Genomic DNA, 14,935 nt, shown 5'->3' with positions numbered 1-14,935 from the left:
CGACTTGGAGAAGGACCAGCATCTGATGGGTGACACCTACATCAAGCTCAACGACGCACTTCCGGAGCACCGGAAGATCGTCGCCGCAGGCGGTGACGCCGGCTGGTTGCACGTGTGCGGACTGGCCTATGCCTCGCGGAACCTGAGCGATGGTCGAATCCCCATCGGCATGGTCCCGCGTCTCTCAGACCGCAAGCAGCCAGACAAACTTGCCAAGAAGCTCTGCGAGGTGCGTCTCTGGCACGCCGTCGGCCACGACTGTGACCGTTGTCCGCAACCGGCGGACGACGAGTACGTGATCCACGACTACCTCAACCACCAGAGGTCTGCTGAGGACGTCAGCGCCATCAAGGAGAAGCGCGCTGCAGCTGGCCGCCGTGGCGGAAGCAAGAAGGCGGCAAACACCAAGCAGCGTGCTACGGCAGGAGCGAAGCAAACTTCTAGCAATTTGCTAGACGGTAGCTACGTCAGTGCTGAAGCAAACGAGACCCCAGAGGCAGAAGAAGTACTTCGTACTTCTCAGACAGAAGAACCACTACGTGGTTCTCAGGCAGAGGCAAAGCAGCCGCAAGCGGCTGCAGGACTGCCGCAGCACCCTGCCAAGCCGACCCTGCGCGCAGTGACAGACCTCGATCCACGATTCATCGCGCACAAGCTCCTCGATGAACACATCGATGCATGCCGCCAGCGACCACCACGCGATGTCCTGCAGAAAACCGGAGAGAAGATCGATGCCCTCGTCGCCGAGGGCATCGAACCATCGGACATCCGCAAGGCGCTTGCTCTACTTCGAGCTCGCCCGCGCCTAGGACCCGGAACCCTCCCCAACCTGGTGCATGAAGCCCGGTCCGAACCGGCCGACGAAAGCTCCGCCGCTGCCAGGCCAGGCCGCTCGGGTCAGAACGTCCACCGTGAACGCGGCGCAGGTGCCGCCATCGCAGAGGCATTCAATTGATGAACGACGACATGACCCCCCTCTCAGAAACCGTCGATGGCTACCGGGCATCTGCCCCCGCTGCCTTGCAGCAGGCGCTCGAGCGCGTCGCCCATGAGACCCCTGAACAGGCTGCCGAGGCACTGGCCAAGGCGGATGCTGAAGCCCTCAGAGAGGCAGCCCAAGAACGCGCCACATACCGACGGCGTCGCTACGAAGACGCACGTCCGAAGGCTTACGCCTTCGCCTGCTATGACCACCTGCTACCCCAGCAGGACCCTGGCGGGCGCGGACGCGGATGGCTGGCTTCTGGCCACAAGAACGCGCTACTGGTCGGGCCATCCGGCCACGGCAAGACCCACCTCGCGTACACGATCGGCAACGACGCAGTGGCTCGAGGGCTGTGGGTGGAAGCATGGTCTGTCTCAGAACTTCTGCAGGCCCTGTCGCCGCTGCCAACCCATGCTCGGTTCGACGAAGCCCGCTCCCGGCGCCAGGAGTTGATTGGCGACGCGGTCAAAGAGTGCGAACTGCTGATTCTCGACGACCTGGGAGTGGAAGTCGGCAGCGGCTATGTGGCCGACCGGAACATCGAAACCCTCTCTGACGTTCTCACGGCCCGCGACAGCAACCCTGATTGTCGAACAGTGATCACCCTCAACGGGCCACCGACTGCCGACCTGCCTGCGGAGGAGGAGCGGCAGCGCGTCAAAGCTGAGGCTGCCAACAGCATCGCCAACCGTTATGGCGCTCGTCTGGCCACCCGCCTGCAAAACGACATGGTCGGGATCTGGATCGAGGGCGAATGCTTCCGCCGGCCCGCGACGTGGAACCCGTTCTCATGATCCGCGCCGACGAAGCAACCGAGGACGCGCGGACGCCGGGCGGCGACATCTACCTGGCAGCGCTGGCCCGCCGTGACGGCCGGCCGTTCACCGGCGGCGCGGTGTGCTGGAACCCCACAGAGGCCTGTGAAGGCATCTGCCGCGCCTGCCCGCGGCCACGCGAGACAGGTGATCGGTGATGGCGTTCAGCGTCTACCACGTCGGTCTCGACCTGGAACTCAACCTCACGCTGCCCGACCTCGGCCACCCAGACCTGCCGGGTTTGTGGGATGCCCTGCGCGCCGACGACCGGCCGGTGCCGGAGCGGCAACTGCAGTGCATCCAGTGCCGTCAGACGCGGCCGCATTGCCCCGAATGGATGTTCCTCACAGAGCGGGACGGCAAACGGTTCGCCTCCCACTTCACGCGCGGGATCGCCGACCATGCCGCTGAGAACGAGAGCGACGAGCATAAGGCGTACAAAGAGCGGATCCTCCGCGCCGCCGAACTCGGAGGCTTCCTGGCCGAGGCCGAGAGCCGGTCGACAGATGGCAAACGGCGAACGGACGTTCTGGTCAAGAGCGATGACCGCCAGATCGGCTGGGAAATCCAGCTCTCCTACACGACTTTGGACTCAGTCCGGAAACGCGCCAGTCTTGCGCGCCGCGATCAGATCACGCCCCTATGGGCGACCATCGATGCCAAGCGTGACTTCATCGATCGAGTGCCGTGGGCGCGGCTGGACGATATGTCCTGGCACGACGTTGCAGAGGGACGCTTGCCGCTACTGGTACGCGGTGGCGTGCAGTCCCTTGAGCTCTTTCGGTGCGAGCGAGGCTTCGTCATCGGTGGCGGGTTCTGTCCCGTTAGAGGCCGGGGATATTGCGGGGAACTCCACGGTCACTGGCAGGTAGCCCGCAGGGTCTACGTCGACGACCTTGTCCGAGCCTCGGCGGCCGGGGACTACGTGCCCGTTGTAGTCCCCAACAGTGGGCCACGCGGCTACAACCGGTGGTGGGTCAACGCCGCCGACCGGGATCGCTACCTCGACATGGGCTTCGAGTTGCTGCCCGAGGGCGACTACCAGCGCCGCAAGGCTCAAAGTGGCTCGGAGTTGGAGGCTAGTCCGCTAGACCCAAAGTGTCACTACGGCGAGGACAGCGGTATCCGTTCCGCGCCGACTGCGGCGCGAGATGACGGCACGCCCGTCGTAACGACTGCCGTGCCGCGCCAGAAGACGGCTGAGCCTGAGCAGCCGTTCCTCCTCGATTGGACCAGCCGAACCCACTGGGGTGGCGGCACCGCCCGCCCGTGCCGTAGCTGCGGCAAGCCCGCGCTCCTGGTGGACGACTTCGGCAAACCCCTGCATAAGACCTGCGCAGAGCGCCTGCACAGCGAGGACGGGCAGCGATGAGCGACGTGGAGATTGAGGCGGCGGAGAACCGGGCGGTCACCGAGTTGGAGCGCAGACTCCGTCCGATCGTGACGATCCAGGACCCCAGGGCATTCGCCCAGCGGTTCATCGCGGACATGCGCTCCGAGGGGTGGCGGCCGCCGTTGCGGCCTAGCCCGGGGTGGAAGCACGACGCGACCCAGGCCGGTGCCGCACCCAACCAGGACTGGAAGGCGGCCCGCGCGGCCCTCGGCATGGACGGAGGTGCTCCTGATGCCGCTTGAACCACACCGGTTGATCACCGAGTTGAAAGTGAAGCGGCTGGCCGCCGGGTTGAGCGCCCGGGAAGCCGCGCGCCGCGCTGGCCTCGGCGAGACCGCCGTCTGCGACTGGGAGTCGGGCCGCTGCCAGCCGACGGTGGTGGCGCTCGAGGCGTACATGGCGCTGTTCGGGCTGGGGCTGATCGGTTCCGATGTGGCGACTCGTCATGAGGAGGCGATGCGTCGCCTCGCCCTTGAAGCCATGCACGACAAGCCAACCGCGCCCGCCGACGATCTGGAGCCCATCACGCCGGAGCAGGCCGCGGAGAATCGCGCTGTCCTGGCCAAGGATCTCGGCTTCGTCGATGACTTGCCTGCGTCGGACCCCGAGAGTTTGCCTGTGCGGGAGGCGGCATGACGCATCTTCGCCTGGTCCCGCCAGGGGACGCTCCGGCTCCGGACTATGTCGAGCACCAGGGCCGGCCAGTTACGTGGCGGCCGTGGGAACGGCCCAAGCCAATGGCCCACGTCACGCTTGTCTGCGAGTCGTGTGGTTGTGGCGACTGGTTGTGGGTGGCCGCGGGCCTCGTTGGGCCGCTGCCGGATGACCGGTTCCAGTTCGTTGAGCGGGCCTTCGCTCGTGATGGTCGCGAGTACGGGGTTGAGCGGGACGTTCCGGCGTGGCCGGTGTTCGAGCTGTTCGCCTACCACTGCTCAGCGTGCGGCGAGACGACGGTCTACGACATGGGCCGGTCGGGCGCGGAGTGGGTCGAGATCGACATTGACAGGCCGGCGCTGTGGTGACCGCTGCGGAGGTCCGCTCGTTGATCTGCGACGACCAGGACCTGAACTTCTACCTCGGCACGCACCGTCCGCGGTGGCTGGTGACGGCACCGAGGGATGTGTCGCTGTTCATTTCGCATCGGGTTCTGGCGGGGATCAAGAAGCTGCCGCGGCCGGAGTACAGGCACTACGCCGTCGACTCCGGCGCGTTTACGGAGCTGTCGATGTTCGGGGAGTTCCGGACGTCGCCGGAGGAGTACGTGGAGGCGCTGGTCCGGTACGACACCGAGATCGGCGACATGGCGTGGGCGGCACCGCAGGACTGGATGTGAGGCGTTCATGCTCGCGAAGACAGGGCTAACGGTGCAGGACCACCAGCGTCGGACGGTCGACAACTTCGTTCGGGTGGCTGAGCTGTGGCAGGAACGCGGTGACCACCCGGAGTGCCCGGTGATGCCCGTGATCCAGGGCTGGTCTCTCGACGATTACGTCCGCTGTGTCAGTTACTACGAAGCCGCTGGCGTGCGGCTGGCTGAGGACTACCCGGTCGTCGGAGTCGGGAGTGTGTGCCGCCGGCAGGGGACGGCTGAGATCTCCGAGATCTTCCGGGTCCTCGCCCAGATGGACCTGCCGTTGCACGGCTTCGGGGTGAAGACCGCAGGCCTTGGCCTGTATGGGCGGTGGCTGACGACCGCGGACTCGATGGCGTGGAGTTACCAGGCGCGGCGTAACCCGCCGCTGCCTGGGTGCAGCGGCCACAAGAACTGCGCGAACTGCATGCGCTACGCGCTCGCTTGGCGGGACCGGGTCCTGGCGACGGTGGACGGCCCACAGCAACTCGATCTCACATTCGATGACTTGGAGGACGCAGCATGAGCACCAACCCCCTGGACGAGTTCGCGCGGTGCCCGCAGACCACAACCGATGTGACGGCCGAGTCCCTGACTCGGCACATGGCGGTGTCGGCGCAGCGCCGCGTCATCATCATCGACCGGCTGATGGAGGACACCAGCCCGGCAGGGCAGCTCCGGTACATGGACGCCATCGGGCTGCTGGTCGGCGAGTTCAGCGTCGTGAAGTTGCTTCGAGCGCTGTCCGAGCACGCCCCCGGGATGGCCGACGAGGTCGCCAAGGACCTGTGGGGTGACTGGGAAGACGGCGGCGCGATCGGCGAGTGGTTGTGGGAGTGGCTGGCTGAGTACGGCATCGACGCCGCCCAGGTGTCGAAGGTCGCCGGGGAGATGTGGGACCGCCATGTTGCTAAGCAGCGAACCGAGGCCGCGGCGTGAGGATTTTGGTGACAGGGTCACGTGGCTGGCCGGACGCCTGCGTCGTCGCCGACGCTCTTGACGACCTCATCGGCGCCACGAGCGATGCCGAGGTCGTGGTGGTGCACGGCGATTGCCCGTCTGGAGCTGACCGGTTCGCTGCGGAGTACTGCGAGTCCACTGCGGAGTTCTTCGAGCACGCCGGTAAGACGCTCGCGGTTGAGCCGCATCCAGCGGACTGGAAGCAGCACCGGAAGACGGCGGGGTTCCGCCGGAACGCCGAAATGGTGAGATTGGGCGCGGACGTCTGCTTGGCGTTCATCGGCCCATGCACGAAGCCAGGCTGTGCCGGGATCCCGGTGCAGCGGTTCACGCTGGCGGGTGATGCGGCGTGACCTCTCTCGGCGATCGCATGAAGTCATACGAGGCTGTGACGAGGTCGGTGTTGCCGCGCCGCACGTACACCCTCTGTCGCGTGGACGGAAGATCCTTTCACAGCTTCCTCCGGCACGCGGATAGGCCGTTTGACGACGCGGTGATGGCCGCAATGGACGCTGTCGCTGAGGCGCTGTGTTCGGAGATGTCGGGGGCGGTGTTCGCCTTCACCCAGTCCGATGAGTGCTCGGTGGCGGAGTGCTGCGAACGCAACAGCGACGTGCCTGCCATCTCGCGGAGGTTCGTCGCCCGGAAATCCGCGAGGCACTGGCCTCGCTCACCAACCCCTCGGAGGAGAACACAGGTGGCTGAGATCAAGTCGGAGGACGTCCGTATCCACACACTGACGGTGCCGGAGGACGAGCTTGCCGCGTGGCGCCGGGCCGCGGAGATAGCCCGTGGCCGTGACGTCGGGCCGCAGCCGGGTGACGAGGAGATCTGGGCGAAGCTCGCCCGACTCGGTCTAGGAAACCTGAGAGGCCGCGACTGATGTCGCGACCTGAGGACTTCAGTTTCAGACGCGAAATGCAGGATCCGTCGAGAGAACGGGATTCGGTGTGACTGCCCACGTGTACCTGTCGACCGCCTGCTGGCACGAACAGCGCGACGGCAACCCCGAGATGCATGCATCGTGCAGGAAAACGTGTAAGTGGTGCGGGACCTCATGCTCCTGTGACCGGCACCCGGAGGCCGACACGGCGGATGCGCCACCACACCGGGTGGACCAAGCCCGCGACATAGCGCGTGAGCTGTTCGAGCTCGTTCCGGCTGATGCGATGCCGACGCCGCTGGGAGAGCGGATCGCGTCGGACCCGGCGCTGTTCTGGCTGCGAGGCGAGGAGCGCCCGCCGGGGAAATGGCGCGGTGGCAGTGGCGGAGAGTGAACCGGCGCCGTGGCGCAAGAGCACCCGCTGTGGAGGTTCCGCGACCTGCGTCGAGGCAGGCCCGCGCCACGGGCTGGTGGTAATCCGCGACACCGCTGACCGCGACGGCCCGTTCCTCACGCTTACCCCCACCGGCTGGTTCCAGCTACTGATCAAGATCAAGGAGATTCCGTGACTGACAGCCTCACGACCGTGAGCATCACCGCGCCGGGTGTCGACCGGTTCGCCGAAGTCAACGTGATCCTCGTCCAGACTGCCCGGATGCCCGCGTTCCTGGCGGAGGTTGACGGCCTGATGGGGGGCGATGGCGTTGAGGTGATCGTCTCGTGGCCGGTCAGCGAAACCGACCTGGGCGGCATGAGCGGACGCATCCATCCAGCCGACTGGCCACTGCTGAGGGACGCCCTCAAGGAGTTCTCGGTGCAGATGGCGAAGAACCGATGAAGCCTGACGAAGTGCCTGATGAACTGCTCAACCTGGCGTGGCGCGCCGAACTCACTCGCCGCGTGCCCGAAGCCAGAGCCGAACTCATCGAGGAGTACTGCGACTTCGAGGCCCACCCAGGGATGAGATATCAGCGTGAGCAGCTCCGGCCTGTCCTCGCCGCCGTCCTGCCCGAGCACAAGCGGCAAGTGCGGGCCGAGGCCGCCCAGGAGATCCAGGCCGAGGCCGCCACGCTCGCGACCCGAGCACAGGGGATGTCCAACAAGCGCGGCAAGGACGCTCGCGACCTCCAGGTGCGCGCGGGCTACCTCATGGAGGCCGCCGTGATCGCCCGAGGTGAGTCGCCATGACCGCCCAAATCCCGGAGGACATGGTCCGCTACCTGGCCGCACGTGACCGCGAACACGCCCGCGAGATCGCGGAAGCACTGGACACGCTCACCCCCAGGGAACAGCGCCTGATCAAGGAGGCCGCTGTCATGGGGTATGTGCGTGGCAGCCTCGCGACTGGCGCCAGGGTTCAGATCCCGCCGGACTCGGTCGTGCTGAGCGACGTCGTCGGGGCCTGCATCGCCAATTCGGATCGGTTCCCACTCATCGGCGGAGGTGAGGCATGAGCAGTCACGAACCCTGCGCCAACCAGGCATGCAAGGGCCACAAGCGCTACGTCGGCGGCGGGTCCATGGATGGCCAGGTCAGATGCATGACTTTCGCGACACCGAGTGACTATCCGCAGACGCTCGGGACGGTCCTGCGTGGTGGCACGCGCTCCTGGTACGAGATCGATTACGAAGCCAGCGACGGCCCCGAGGCCGTCTACCGGTTCATCGGCTATGGCAAGGAGTTTCCGCAGCAGCCTGCCCGAGGTGAGGCGCCGTGATCATCTCCGCGCTGGCCCGCCGCTCCCGCAGACGCAGCGAACATGGCATGACCGATGAGCAGCTGCGCCAGGCGCGGGAGATCGCCCTAGACATGCTCGCCCGCGCCATCGAACCGTCGAGCACACCGTTCCGATCCTGTGACGAGTGGGCGAGCGAGACGTTCGTGCTCGCCGACCTGGCCACCGAGACCTGCCGCACCGATCCGCTCACCGCCGCCCGGCGGATCTTCGCCCCGGAGCTGACATGACCGACCTGCGGGGCCACATCATCACCATGACCACACCGGAACCGAGATGCCGCCGCCAGCACGTCGAGTTGAACATGACGTTGCCCGTGATCTCACCCAGGGACCGCGTGCTCATCCGCGATGCTCTCGGTCGGTGGCACCCGGCGATCGCCCACACCGCGGCCCGCTACGACTGCCGCCACTCCAGCGGACGTCTCTGCCATTCGACCATCGCGGTCGCCGGAACCACGCAGTCCTGGGAGCACCCGGTGAACTGGCCTGCCGAGGACGTCAGGCTCGCGGGAGGTGAGGCGCCGTGACCGTCCGTTCCGCCCTCAGGGCCGTTGGCGGCGGCCTTGCAGCGCTGGTCGCCGCCGGATCCCTGTTCGTCCTCGGGACGCTTCTGATCGCCTTCCCCGGCCATGACGTCGCCGTCCTGCTCGGGCTCCTCATTTGGCTCCTGCTTGGACTCGCCTGCCTCGTGGTGATGGCAACGCAGTTGCGGCGTGTGGTCCGCGCTATCTGGCGGAGGTGGCTGTGACCTCCAAACCCAAGCGCAAGCCGCGCAAGAAGCGGAGGGCCCGATGACCGACGACCTGCGCGACCGCATCGCCGAAGCCGCCAAGAACTGGTCGCTCGCCTACCCCATTGACGCCTGGCAACTGGGCCCGGAGGACCACCGAGAGAAACTCGCCTCCAACTGGGGCGAGGGGATCGCCCACGCCGTCGTTCCCCTCGTGCAACCAAGACTCGACCGGCTTGTTGAACTGGAGAACGCGCTCGACTGGCAAACGTCCTGCACGAACTGTGCGCGAATCCTGGACGGTGCGATCGCCGAGCGCGAGCGCGCCGAGAAGGCCGAGGCACTGCTGCGCGAACTCGTGGACGAAGGCCCCTGCTACTACGACCACCACGGCCAGTGCCAGGGACACAACCTCGGCTACTGGCCCTGCGAGCACGCCCGCGCCAAGGAGTTGCTCGCCGCCCTCGACCAACGCGAGGAGACCGCGTGAAGGAGATCCCGCTGCCCGAGGTCACCCGCGTCCAGGAAGGCCGCTCCAGCGTCGTAGAGCCGCCCCTGGACACCGACTGGGACGAGGCCACCAAGCTCGCCTGGCAGGCCGCTGTGGTCGCCTGCGACACCGGGCTACCGATCCGGCTCTACGACGGAGCATGGGTCGTCGGCGGCAAGCCCATGAGCGGCTACTACTCGATCAACGTCGGCCCGTCCAGCGCCTCATCGTTCACCTACAGCAAGGCGTGGACCTACCTCAACGGCGTCAGGGCCGGAGCGGAAGCGACCAAAGGGCTCGGCGCCAGCAGGGCCGAAGCGGCCATCGCGGAGGTGCGGCGACTCTGCAACCTGACCATCAACGTGTCCTACCGTGCTCAGGCCATCGACCAGGCAGTCGACACCCTCGCAGTCCTCGACCGGTTCGCGAAGGAGAGCTCGTGAGCACCGAGAAGACCACCACCGCTGAGGCCGCCGACCCCAAGCACGGCATGACCCTCGACGAGCTGGCGGCGTTCGTCGAGGAGGCCAGGGGAGCCGAGATTCCAGGGACCACGATCGTCAAGGCTACGGCGACGTGGCGGTCCAGCATCAAGAAGCTCGAAGTCAAAGGCTGACGCGCACCACCGCAGGGGGGACCATGACCGACCTGACCTACAGCAGGATCGAAGTCGACGACGACGGCCTGCACGACTGCGCTCGCGGCGACCACTGCGCCGCCCGCACCACCACCGTCGAGGCTGGCCAGCGCATCACCGTCCCAGCACAGACCTACCGGGCCCTGTGCGACGCAGACCGCACCCACGTCCTCAACTGCCTCGACGAACTCCCCGGCCTCTACAGCGAACTCAGAGCACGGATCGGCGACAAAAGCCGCTCGGACGGGCCCCGAGTGTCAGGCGGCGGCAAAACCGCACCCGTCATCCTCAACCTCGCCGTCGACGCGCTCCTCCGCCACATCAACACCGTGGTCCTGTCATGGGACGAACGCGTCCGCGTCGTCGCCGGCTTCTCCGACCTCGCCGCAGCCACCACCGACACCGCCACCACAACCGGCTGCGTCCTCCTAGCCCGCCACGTCGACACTCTCCTCGGCCTACCCGCCGAACCCATGTCCCGCCGCCGCGACCTCACCCAGGCCGAACACCTTCCACTCGACGCCACCGGCCTCGTCCACCCCGAAGCAGGCTGGGTCGAATACAACACCAACCTCACCGGCGCCGACGCCGGCCTCGAACTCCTGGCGCTGCACCACCGCTGCCTGCGCATGCTCGGCCACACACCCCAACACCACGACCTCATCACCCCCTGCTGGGAGTGCGACGAACGATCGTTGCGCCGCCACGACGGCACCGCCGGCCTCGCCGACCATGTCGAGTGCATGCGGTGCCGCGAACAGTATCTGGGGTCGAGGTTGAGCGCGTTGATGGTGGAGGAGGAGCAGGCTCAACTGCGCAAACGAGACCGCGAGGCGCAGCAGGAGGGCCAGCGACGGCAGGTGCTGCACAGCAGCGTCGCCGGATTTGGTGGCCGCCCGTGAACCAGCCGGATGAGACGATCGCCGCGATCGACGCAGCCATTGACGGCTACACCTCCCGCGACTGGGCGGTGAGCAAAGACGCGATGCGCTGGTCTGCCGAACCGCCCGCCCTGACGCCAGGCCGCGTCTTCACAGCGCCAGTCGGGACATCACTGGATTCTTCGGCGTGGACCGATATCGGCTCGTTGCTTGCCGACGATGGCATCGACTTCTCAGGCGAGGACATCAAGTGCACGATCACCGTCGACACGACGAGATTCATGGAGATGCTGCGAGGCTGGCCCCAGCACATTCAGATGACGGTCCGCGCTGTCGGCAAGCAGGCCTTCCAAGCGTCCCGAGCGATGCACGTAGCCACGGCGCCACAGACTTACGGTTCCGGCTACCGCAAACACCGTGCTCGCTGCCGGGCCTGCAACCCTGCCGCCAACCCCAAGCCCCTCAAGGTGAACGGCGCCGACTACACACGCCGCCGAAAGAACAGGATCCGACGTGGCCGATGACCTGCCCGACTGGGCGAAGCAACTCCAGGACGCGCTCGAGCAAGCTGGCCGCGAACTCGGCGACGCGTTCACCAAGGCCGGGCACATCCTCGGCGCGCAGGCCGCGATGGGCTGGGCATTCCAAGGAGAGTTCGACCACGCCCGCACCGAGATCGCGAAGTTGCCACGCCCGCAGATCGAGATCCTGTCGATGGCGGCGAGGGCACTGGCGACTCTCGCTGAGGAAGAAGCCGTCAGGCGATGACCTGGCAGATCTCGAAACGCTCGGGCTTTCGGACATGATTTGCGTTCTTTGCGCCTGCGGTCCAAACTAGTCCGCAGGAAGAACAACTATGCCCTCGGAGCCTCATTGGCCCGGGGGTTTTCGCATGTCCGGGGGTGTTCCATGGTCGGCCCGGATGGCGAAGAGTACTGGACCACTAAGCAGGCCGCTGCGGCGATGGACGTAGCCCCGTCAACGATCAGCACGTGGCGACGGAACGGATACCTGACCCCCATCGACGGCAGCCAACCGCGCAGACCAATCTACTTGCGGATGGACGTCATCGCCGCCGAGAAAATGGCCTACGACGCCGCGATCCGAACGTCAGGTTCAGCGAAGCGCACGTCCCGCCGCCACCTGCCTCCGTCCCGTCGGCCAGCCAAGGCCGCCTGACCTTCGCAAGTTCACACCGCCTTGAGCAGCCGGTCCCCATCTGCTGCGTTGACGGGTGGTGTGTTTCCGCGCGCGCCACTCCTAGCCGGTCGCGCGGAACCCCTGGTGCAGGCTTGCGCCCCCGTTCGCCTGCACCACGTTGGGAGCCCGGCCCGGTCCGGGGGGAACTGACCGGGCTCCCAACCAGGCATGGTGCACGCCACTTGAGACCACCCGGCCGCGTCCGATCAGTTGGAGGTGCAGGGTGGCTGACCCGCAGCACGTCACTCTTGTGGCCGATGAAGTCACCGAGGTCGTCCTCGGCGCCGACGCCAACAAGATCACTGTGTTGAACGTTGATGGTGTAGCGGCGGTCTACTTCAACATCAACACCGCTGCGGCTCCCGAGGTGGGCGGCGACGGCTGCTGGGCGCTGCCCGCCGCCATCAGCGCGGTCGACGTGCCAGTCGCAGGACCCGGTAACACCCGCGTGAAGCTCATCTCCGCTGGGACACCCACGGTCATGGTCGGGAGGCTGTCGTGAGCAGTTCCTACGCCTTCGCCGGTGGCGGTGCTGCCGGAGGCGACGTCCCTGACCCCGCCGACGAAGACGACTTCCCGACCTCGTCCGGCGAGTTCAACCAGGTCGGCGTGTCCAGCAAGTACGCCCGGTCCGACCACGGCCACCGCGGTGTACCACCCGAACGGCAGATCACCGCCGGGACAGGCCTTTCGGGCGGCGGCACCTTGGCCGCAGACCGAAGTCTGGCCGTCGCCTACGGCACCTCTGCGGGCACCGCAACCGAAGGCAACGACTCCCGGGTGACCGGCTCGGCCCAGAAGTCCGCGAACCTGTCGGACCTGGGATCGGCGGCCACCGCACGCACCAACCTCGGCGTACCCTCCACCGCCCGGCAGATCACCGCCGGAGCGTTGCTGACCGGGGGCGGTGACCTCACAGCCGATCGAACCCTCGCCGTCGCTGACCGCGGTCTGCTGCTCCGCGACGCCATGCAGCCCTCCGGCCGGTACGAAACCCGATCCCGCATGGACTCCGGTGTCGGCTCCTCCGGGATCACGTCCGGGACGCTGTACCTGGTGCCGATCTGGCTGCCGTCCGGCCTCACGATCTCCGCGATCACGTTCGTGACGGGAACGACCGCCGGAGCGACCCTCACCAACCAGTGGTTCGCGCTGTTCAACAACAGCCGCGTCATGCTGGCGGTGACCAGCAACGACACCACGACCGCATGGGGATCGAACTCGGCGAAGACCCTGTCGATCGCCACGACCGCGGCCGGCGCGGCCGCCAGCTACGCCACCACCTACGAGGGTGTGCACTACCTCGGGCTGGTCGTCACCGCCACCACCATGCCGACCATTCACAGCGGCGGATCCGCCAACGTCGCCCTCGCCGGCGCCACACCCGGCGTCGGAGGCAGCAACACCGGCCAGACCACTCCGCCCGCGTTCCCGTTCACCGCGAACGCTCCCACGCAGGGCGGCCCGCTCGCTTACGCCTACGTGACGTGAGGAGCGACCATGCCCGCCGAACTCCTGATCATCGTCCCGTCCCGTGGCCGCCCCCACAACATCGCCGCCCTACACGACGCATGGCTGCGAGCCGAGACCACCGACGCCGCCGCGCTCCTGGTCGCAGCGGACGACGATGACCCCACCCTCCCCGACTACCAGCAGGTGTGCGGAGACCGTGGCATCGAACTGGCGGTCGGGCCGCGGCTCCGCCTGGCAGGCACACTGAACCAGCACGCCATCTCCCGCGCACCGCACCACTTCGCGATCGGGTTCTTCGGCGACGACCACCGCGCCCGCTCAAGCCACTGGGACGCCCGCTACCTCGAAGCGCTGCACGACCTCGGCACCGGGATGGTGTACGGCGACGACGGCTACATGGGGGAGCGCCTCCCGACCGAGATCGCGATGACGTCCGACATCATCACCACCCTCGGATACATGGCCCCACCAGGCCCGATCCATTTGTGGATCGACAATTGCTGGTATGACCTGGGCCACGCGATCGAACGAATCCGGTATCTCCCGGACGTGCTGATCGAACACATGCACCCGATAGCGGGAAAAAGCCAAGACGACGCCGGCTATCTCGAGGTCAACCACCCCGACGCCGCAGAGCGGGACCGCCTGGCGTACGCACACTGGCTCGAAACCGGTTTCGACGCGGATGTGGCCAAGCTCAAGGCGCTGCTTTGAGGGCCATCGCCTTCAGCCTGTTCGGTCCAGGCGACCTCTATCAGACGGGCGCGGTCGCCAACGCTGAGATCGCCGCTGACCTGTACTCCGGCTGGACGTGCCGATTCTATGTCGGCGCTTCGATCCCGGTCACGACGCTCGACAAGCTCACCAGCATCGGCGACACCGAGGTCGAGTTGGTACGTGAACCCGAGAACTGGTGGTCGACCTTCTGGCGCTTCCGGGCGCTCCTCGACAGCGCCCTCGATGCGGTGATGTTCCGCGACTGCGACTCCCGCCCCTGCAACCGCGAGGCCGCAGCGGTTGCCGAGTGGGTCGACTCGGGCCGCGACGCGCACATCATGCGTGACCATCCCAAGCACGGCATGCCGATCCTCGCCGGCCTGTGGGGCGTCACCGCAGCAGGCGCCGCCCGGATCCGCCATCTGCTGCCTGCCGAGCCAGGCCCGGTCGAACATTACTTGGCGGACCAGTTCTGGCTCCGCGACCACGTCTACGAGCAGCTCATCGACCATGCAATGGTGCACGCCTCCCCGGATTCGCCACCGATGGCCGACGACGTCCGAGCCGACTTCCGTGACTGGCCGACACCGCGTACACCGGGCCGGTTCGTTGGTCAGGGCTTCAACGCCGACGGCACGCCGCGTATCCCCGACGACGCGCTGCTGGTGTAAGGAGAAACCTGC

Annotated in this window: 30 protein-coding genes; all 30 read left to right on the top strand. The window is 66.8% G+C overall.

Features of this window, described 5'->3' with window-relative positions; translation table 11 throughout:
- Positions 1 to 25 precede the first annotated feature (25 nt).
- Positions 26 to 955: a hypothetical protein gene (locus ACGFNU_RS21560; protein ID WP_392596082.1), complete on the top strand. Its 930-nt coding sequence runs from the start codon at positions 26 to 28 to the stop codon at positions 953 to 955.
- On the top strand, positions 955 to 1,779 hold the full coding sequence (locus ACGFNU_RS21555) for an ATP-binding protein (protein WP_392596080.1): 825 nt from the start codon (positions 955 to 957) through the stop codon (positions 1,777 to 1,779). The genes ACGFNU_RS21560 and ACGFNU_RS21555 overlap by 1 nt, the downstream gene beginning before the upstream one ends.
- On the top strand, positions 1,776 to 1,958 hold the full coding sequence (locus ACGFNU_RS21550) for a hypothetical protein (protein WP_392596078.1): 183 nt from the start codon (positions 1,776 to 1,778) through the stop codon (positions 1,956 to 1,958). The genes ACGFNU_RS21555 and ACGFNU_RS21550 overlap by 4 nt, the downstream gene beginning before the upstream one ends.
- Positions 1,958 to 3,172, top strand: a complete 1,215-nt coding sequence (locus ACGFNU_RS21545; protein WP_392596076.1) for a hypothetical protein — start codon at positions 1,958 to 1,960, stop codon at positions 3,170 to 3,172. Before ACGFNU_RS21550 ends, ACGFNU_RS21545 begins: the two co-directional genes overlap by 1 nt.
- Complete coding sequence (locus tag ACGFNU_RS21540) at positions 3,169 to 3,435, top strand: hypothetical protein (RefSeq protein WP_392596074.1); 267 nt, start codon at positions 3,169 to 3,171, stop codon at positions 3,433 to 3,435. The genes ACGFNU_RS21545 and ACGFNU_RS21540 overlap by 4 nt, the downstream gene beginning before the upstream one ends.
- Entirely contained in the window at positions 3,425 to 3,829 is a 405-nt protein-coding gene (locus ACGFNU_RS21535; RefSeq protein ID WP_392596072.1) for a helix-turn-helix domain-containing protein, read from the top strand. Before ACGFNU_RS21540 ends, ACGFNU_RS21535 begins: the two co-directional genes overlap by 11 nt.
- A complete protein-coding gene (locus tag ACGFNU_RS21530; RefSeq protein WP_392596070.1) occupies positions 3,826 to 4,215 on the top strand; it encodes a hypothetical protein in 390 nt (129 codons plus the stop codon). The genes ACGFNU_RS21535 and ACGFNU_RS21530 overlap by 4 nt, the downstream gene beginning before the upstream one ends.
- The gene (locus ACGFNU_RS21525; protein ID WP_392596068.1) at positions 4,212 to 4,526 is read left to right on the top strand and encodes a hypothetical protein; all 315 of its coding nucleotides are present in this window, start codon (positions 4,212 to 4,214) and stop codon (positions 4,524 to 4,526) included. Before ACGFNU_RS21530 ends, ACGFNU_RS21525 begins: the two co-directional genes overlap by 4 nt.
- Before the next feature lie 7 nt (positions 4,527 to 4,533).
- A complete protein-coding gene (locus tag ACGFNU_RS21520) occupies positions 4,534 to 5,070 on the top strand; it encodes a hypothetical protein (protein ID WP_392596066.1) in 537 nt (178 codons plus the stop codon).
- Positions 5,067 to 5,483: a hypothetical protein gene (locus tag ACGFNU_RS21515; RefSeq protein ID WP_392596065.1), complete on the top strand. Its 417-nt coding sequence runs from the start codon at positions 5,067 to 5,069 to the stop codon at positions 5,481 to 5,483. Before ACGFNU_RS21520 ends, ACGFNU_RS21515 begins: the two co-directional genes overlap by 4 nt.
- The gene (locus ACGFNU_RS21510) at positions 5,480 to 5,857 is read left to right on the top strand and encodes an SLOG family protein (RefSeq protein WP_392596063.1); all 378 of its coding nucleotides are present in this window, start codon (positions 5,480 to 5,482) and stop codon (positions 5,855 to 5,857) included. The genes ACGFNU_RS21515 and ACGFNU_RS21510 overlap by 4 nt, the downstream gene beginning before the upstream one ends.
- Before the next feature lie 17 nt (positions 5,858 to 5,874).
- Positions 5,875 to 6,387, top strand: a complete 513-nt coding sequence (locus ACGFNU_RS21505; RefSeq protein ID WP_392596502.1) for a tRNA(His) guanylyltransferase Thg1 family protein — start codon at positions 5,875 to 5,877, stop codon at positions 6,385 to 6,387.
- A 374-nt stretch (positions 6,388 to 6,761) separates the two neighbouring features.
- Positions 6,762 to 6,956 carry a DUF397 domain-containing protein gene (locus tag ACGFNU_RS21500; protein ID WP_392596061.1) on the top strand — a complete coding sequence of 65 codons (195 nt, stop codon included), beginning with the start codon at positions 6,762 to 6,764 and terminating at the stop codon, positions 6,954 to 6,956.
- A gap of 17 nt (positions 6,957 to 6,973) precedes the next feature.
- Positions 6,974 to 7,225: a hypothetical protein gene (locus ACGFNU_RS21495; RefSeq protein WP_392596059.1), complete on the top strand. Its 252-nt coding sequence runs from the start codon at positions 6,974 to 6,976 to the stop codon at positions 7,223 to 7,225.
- A gap of 11 nt (positions 7,226 to 7,236) precedes the next feature.
- Positions 7,237 to 7,575 carry a hypothetical protein gene (locus ACGFNU_RS21490; RefSeq protein ID WP_392596057.1) on the top strand — a complete coding sequence of 113 codons (339 nt, stop codon included), beginning with the start codon at positions 7,237 to 7,239 and terminating at the stop codon, positions 7,573 to 7,575.
- Positions 7,572 to 7,841 carry a hypothetical protein gene (locus tag ACGFNU_RS21485; RefSeq protein WP_392596056.1) on the top strand — a complete coding sequence of 90 codons (270 nt, stop codon included), beginning with the start codon at positions 7,572 to 7,574 and terminating at the stop codon, positions 7,839 to 7,841. The genes ACGFNU_RS21490 and ACGFNU_RS21485 overlap by 4 nt, the downstream gene beginning before the upstream one ends.
- Entirely contained in the window at positions 7,838 to 8,104 is a 267-nt protein-coding gene (locus tag ACGFNU_RS21480; protein WP_392596054.1) for a hypothetical protein, read from the top strand. Before ACGFNU_RS21485 ends, ACGFNU_RS21480 begins: the two co-directional genes overlap by 4 nt.
- Positions 8,105 to 8,151: 47 nt before the next feature.
- On the top strand, positions 8,152 to 8,352 hold the full coding sequence (locus tag ACGFNU_RS21475; RefSeq protein WP_392596052.1) for a hypothetical protein: 201 nt from the start codon (positions 8,152 to 8,154) through the stop codon (positions 8,350 to 8,352).
- The gene (locus ACGFNU_RS21470) at positions 8,349 to 8,651 is read left to right on the top strand and encodes a hypothetical protein (protein ID WP_392596050.1); all 303 of its coding nucleotides are present in this window, start codon (positions 8,349 to 8,351) and stop codon (positions 8,649 to 8,651) included. Before ACGFNU_RS21475 ends, ACGFNU_RS21470 begins: the two co-directional genes overlap by 4 nt.
- On the top strand, positions 8,648 to 8,872 hold the full coding sequence (locus ACGFNU_RS21465) for a hypothetical protein (protein ID WP_392596048.1): 225 nt from the start codon (positions 8,648 to 8,650) through the stop codon (positions 8,870 to 8,872). Before ACGFNU_RS21470 ends, ACGFNU_RS21465 begins: the two co-directional genes overlap by 4 nt.
- A gap of 43 nt (positions 8,873 to 8,915) precedes the next feature.
- Positions 8,916 to 9,344 (top strand): hypothetical protein, encoded by a 429-nt coding sequence (locus ACGFNU_RS21460; RefSeq protein WP_392596046.1) that lies wholly within the window; start codon positions 8,916 to 8,918, stop codon positions 9,342 to 9,344.
- Complete coding sequence (locus ACGFNU_RS21455) at positions 9,341 to 9,787, top strand: hypothetical protein (protein ID WP_392596044.1); 447 nt, start codon at positions 9,341 to 9,343, stop codon at positions 9,785 to 9,787. The genes ACGFNU_RS21460 and ACGFNU_RS21455 overlap by 4 nt, the downstream gene beginning before the upstream one ends.
- Positions 9,784 to 9,960, top strand: a complete 177-nt coding sequence (locus tag ACGFNU_RS21450) for a hypothetical protein (RefSeq protein WP_392596042.1) — start codon at positions 9,784 to 9,786, stop codon at positions 9,958 to 9,960. The genes ACGFNU_RS21455 and ACGFNU_RS21450 overlap by 4 nt, the downstream gene beginning before the upstream one ends.
- Positions 9,961 to 9,983: 23 nt before the next feature.
- On the top strand, positions 9,984 to 10,883 hold the full coding sequence (locus tag ACGFNU_RS21445; RefSeq protein WP_392596041.1) for a hypothetical protein: 900 nt from the start codon (positions 9,984 to 9,986) through the stop codon (positions 10,881 to 10,883).
- Positions 10,880 to 11,386 (top strand): hypothetical protein, encoded by a 507-nt coding sequence (locus tag ACGFNU_RS21440; RefSeq protein ID WP_392596039.1) that lies wholly within the window; start codon positions 10,880 to 10,882, stop codon positions 11,384 to 11,386. Before ACGFNU_RS21445 ends, ACGFNU_RS21440 begins: the two co-directional genes overlap by 4 nt.
- Entirely contained in the window at positions 11,376 to 11,630 is a 255-nt protein-coding gene (locus ACGFNU_RS21435; RefSeq protein ID WP_392596037.1) for a hypothetical protein, read from the top strand. Before ACGFNU_RS21440 ends, ACGFNU_RS21435 begins: the two co-directional genes overlap by 11 nt.
- Before the next feature lie 655 nt (positions 11,631 to 12,285).
- Entirely contained in the window at positions 12,286 to 12,564 is a 279-nt protein-coding gene (locus ACGFNU_RS21430; protein WP_392596035.1) for a hypothetical protein, read from the top strand.
- On the top strand, positions 12,561 to 13,553 hold the full coding sequence (locus tag ACGFNU_RS21425; protein ID WP_392596033.1) for a hypothetical protein: 993 nt from the start codon (positions 12,561 to 12,563) through the stop codon (positions 13,551 to 13,553). The genes ACGFNU_RS21430 and ACGFNU_RS21425 overlap by 4 nt, the downstream gene beginning before the upstream one ends.
- Positions 13,554 to 13,562: 9 nt before the next feature.
- Positions 13,563 to 14,249, top strand: coding sequence for a hypothetical protein (locus tag ACGFNU_RS21420; RefSeq protein ID WP_392596031.1), 687 nt, complete (start codon positions 13,563 to 13,565; stop codon positions 14,247 to 14,249).
- On the top strand, positions 14,246 to 14,923 hold the full coding sequence (locus tag ACGFNU_RS21415; RefSeq protein WP_392596030.1) for a hypothetical protein: 678 nt from the start codon (positions 14,246 to 14,248) through the stop codon (positions 14,921 to 14,923). The genes ACGFNU_RS21420 and ACGFNU_RS21415 overlap by 4 nt, the downstream gene beginning before the upstream one ends.
- Positions 14,924 to 14,935: the final 12 nt, after the last annotated feature.

Origin of the sequence: Spirillospora sp. NPDC048911 (assembly GCF_043198015.1) — a bacterium.
GTDB lineage: Bacteria > Actinomycetota > Actinomycetes > Streptosporangiales > Streptosporangiaceae > Spirillospora.
The sequence above is the reverse complement of the archived record's forward strand: the minus strand, read 5'-3'. Positions and strand labels throughout refer to the sequence as shown.

Excerpts from the sequence above, each read along its gene's own strand:
- ACGFNU_RS21560 (WP_392596082.1), top strand. The coding sequence starts at position 26 with ATGGGTGACACCTACATCAAGCTCAACGACGCACTTCCGGAGCACCGG.
- ACGFNU_RS21555 (WP_392596080.1), top strand. The coding sequence starts at position 955 with ATGAACGACGACATGACCCCCCTCTCAGAAACCGTCGATGGCTACCGG.
- ACGFNU_RS21550 (WP_392596078.1), top strand. The coding sequence starts at position 1,776 with ATGATCCGCGCCGACGAAGCAACCGAGGACGCGCGGACGCCGGGCGGC.
- ACGFNU_RS21545 (WP_392596076.1), top strand. The coding sequence starts at position 1,958 with ATGGCGTTCAGCGTCTACCACGTCGGTCTCGACCTGGAACTCAACCTC.
- ACGFNU_RS21540 (WP_392596074.1), top strand. The coding sequence starts at position 3,169 with ATGAGCGACGTGGAGATTGAGGCGGCGGAGAACCGGGCGGTCACCGAG.
- ACGFNU_RS21535 (WP_392596072.1), top strand. The coding sequence starts at position 3,425 with ATGCCGCTTGAACCACACCGGTTGATCACCGAGTTGAAAGTGAAGCGG.
- ACGFNU_RS21530 (WP_392596070.1), top strand. The coding sequence starts at position 3,826 with ATGACGCATCTTCGCCTGGTCCCGCCAGGGGACGCTCCGGCTCCGGAC.
- ACGFNU_RS21520 (WP_392596066.1), top strand. The coding sequence starts at position 4,534 with ATGCTCGCGAAGACAGGGCTAACGGTGCAGGACCACCAGCGTCGGACG.
- ACGFNU_RS21515 (WP_392596065.1), top strand. The coding sequence starts at position 5,067 with ATGAGCACCAACCCCCTGGACGAGTTCGCGCGGTGCCCGCAGACCACA.
- ACGFNU_RS21505 (WP_392596502.1), top strand. The coding sequence starts at position 5,875 with ATGAAGTCATACGAGGCTGTGACGAGGTCGGTGTTGCCGCGCCGCACG.
- ACGFNU_RS21485 (WP_392596056.1), top strand. The coding sequence starts at position 7,572 with ATGACCGCCCAAATCCCGGAGGACATGGTCCGCTACCTGGCCGCACGT.
- ACGFNU_RS21480 (WP_392596054.1), top strand. The coding sequence starts at position 7,838 with ATGAGCAGTCACGAACCCTGCGCCAACCAGGCATGCAAGGGCCACAAG.
- ACGFNU_RS21475 (WP_392596052.1), top strand. The coding sequence starts at position 8,152 with ATGACCGATGAGCAGCTGCGCCAGGCGCGGGAGATCGCCCTAGACATG.
- ACGFNU_RS21470 (WP_392596050.1), top strand. The coding sequence starts at position 8,349 with ATGACCGACCTGCGGGGCCACATCATCACCATGACCACACCGGAACCG.
- ACGFNU_RS21460 (WP_392596046.1), top strand. The coding sequence starts at position 8,916 with ATGACCGACGACCTGCGCGACCGCATCGCCGAAGCCGCCAAGAACTGG.
- ACGFNU_RS21445 (WP_392596041.1), top strand. The coding sequence starts at position 9,984 with ATGACCGACCTGACCTACAGCAGGATCGAAGTCGACGACGACGGCCTG.
- ACGFNU_RS21420 (WP_392596031.1), top strand. The coding sequence starts at position 13,563 with ATGCCCGCCGAACTCCTGATCATCGTCCCGTCCCGTGGCCGCCCCCAC.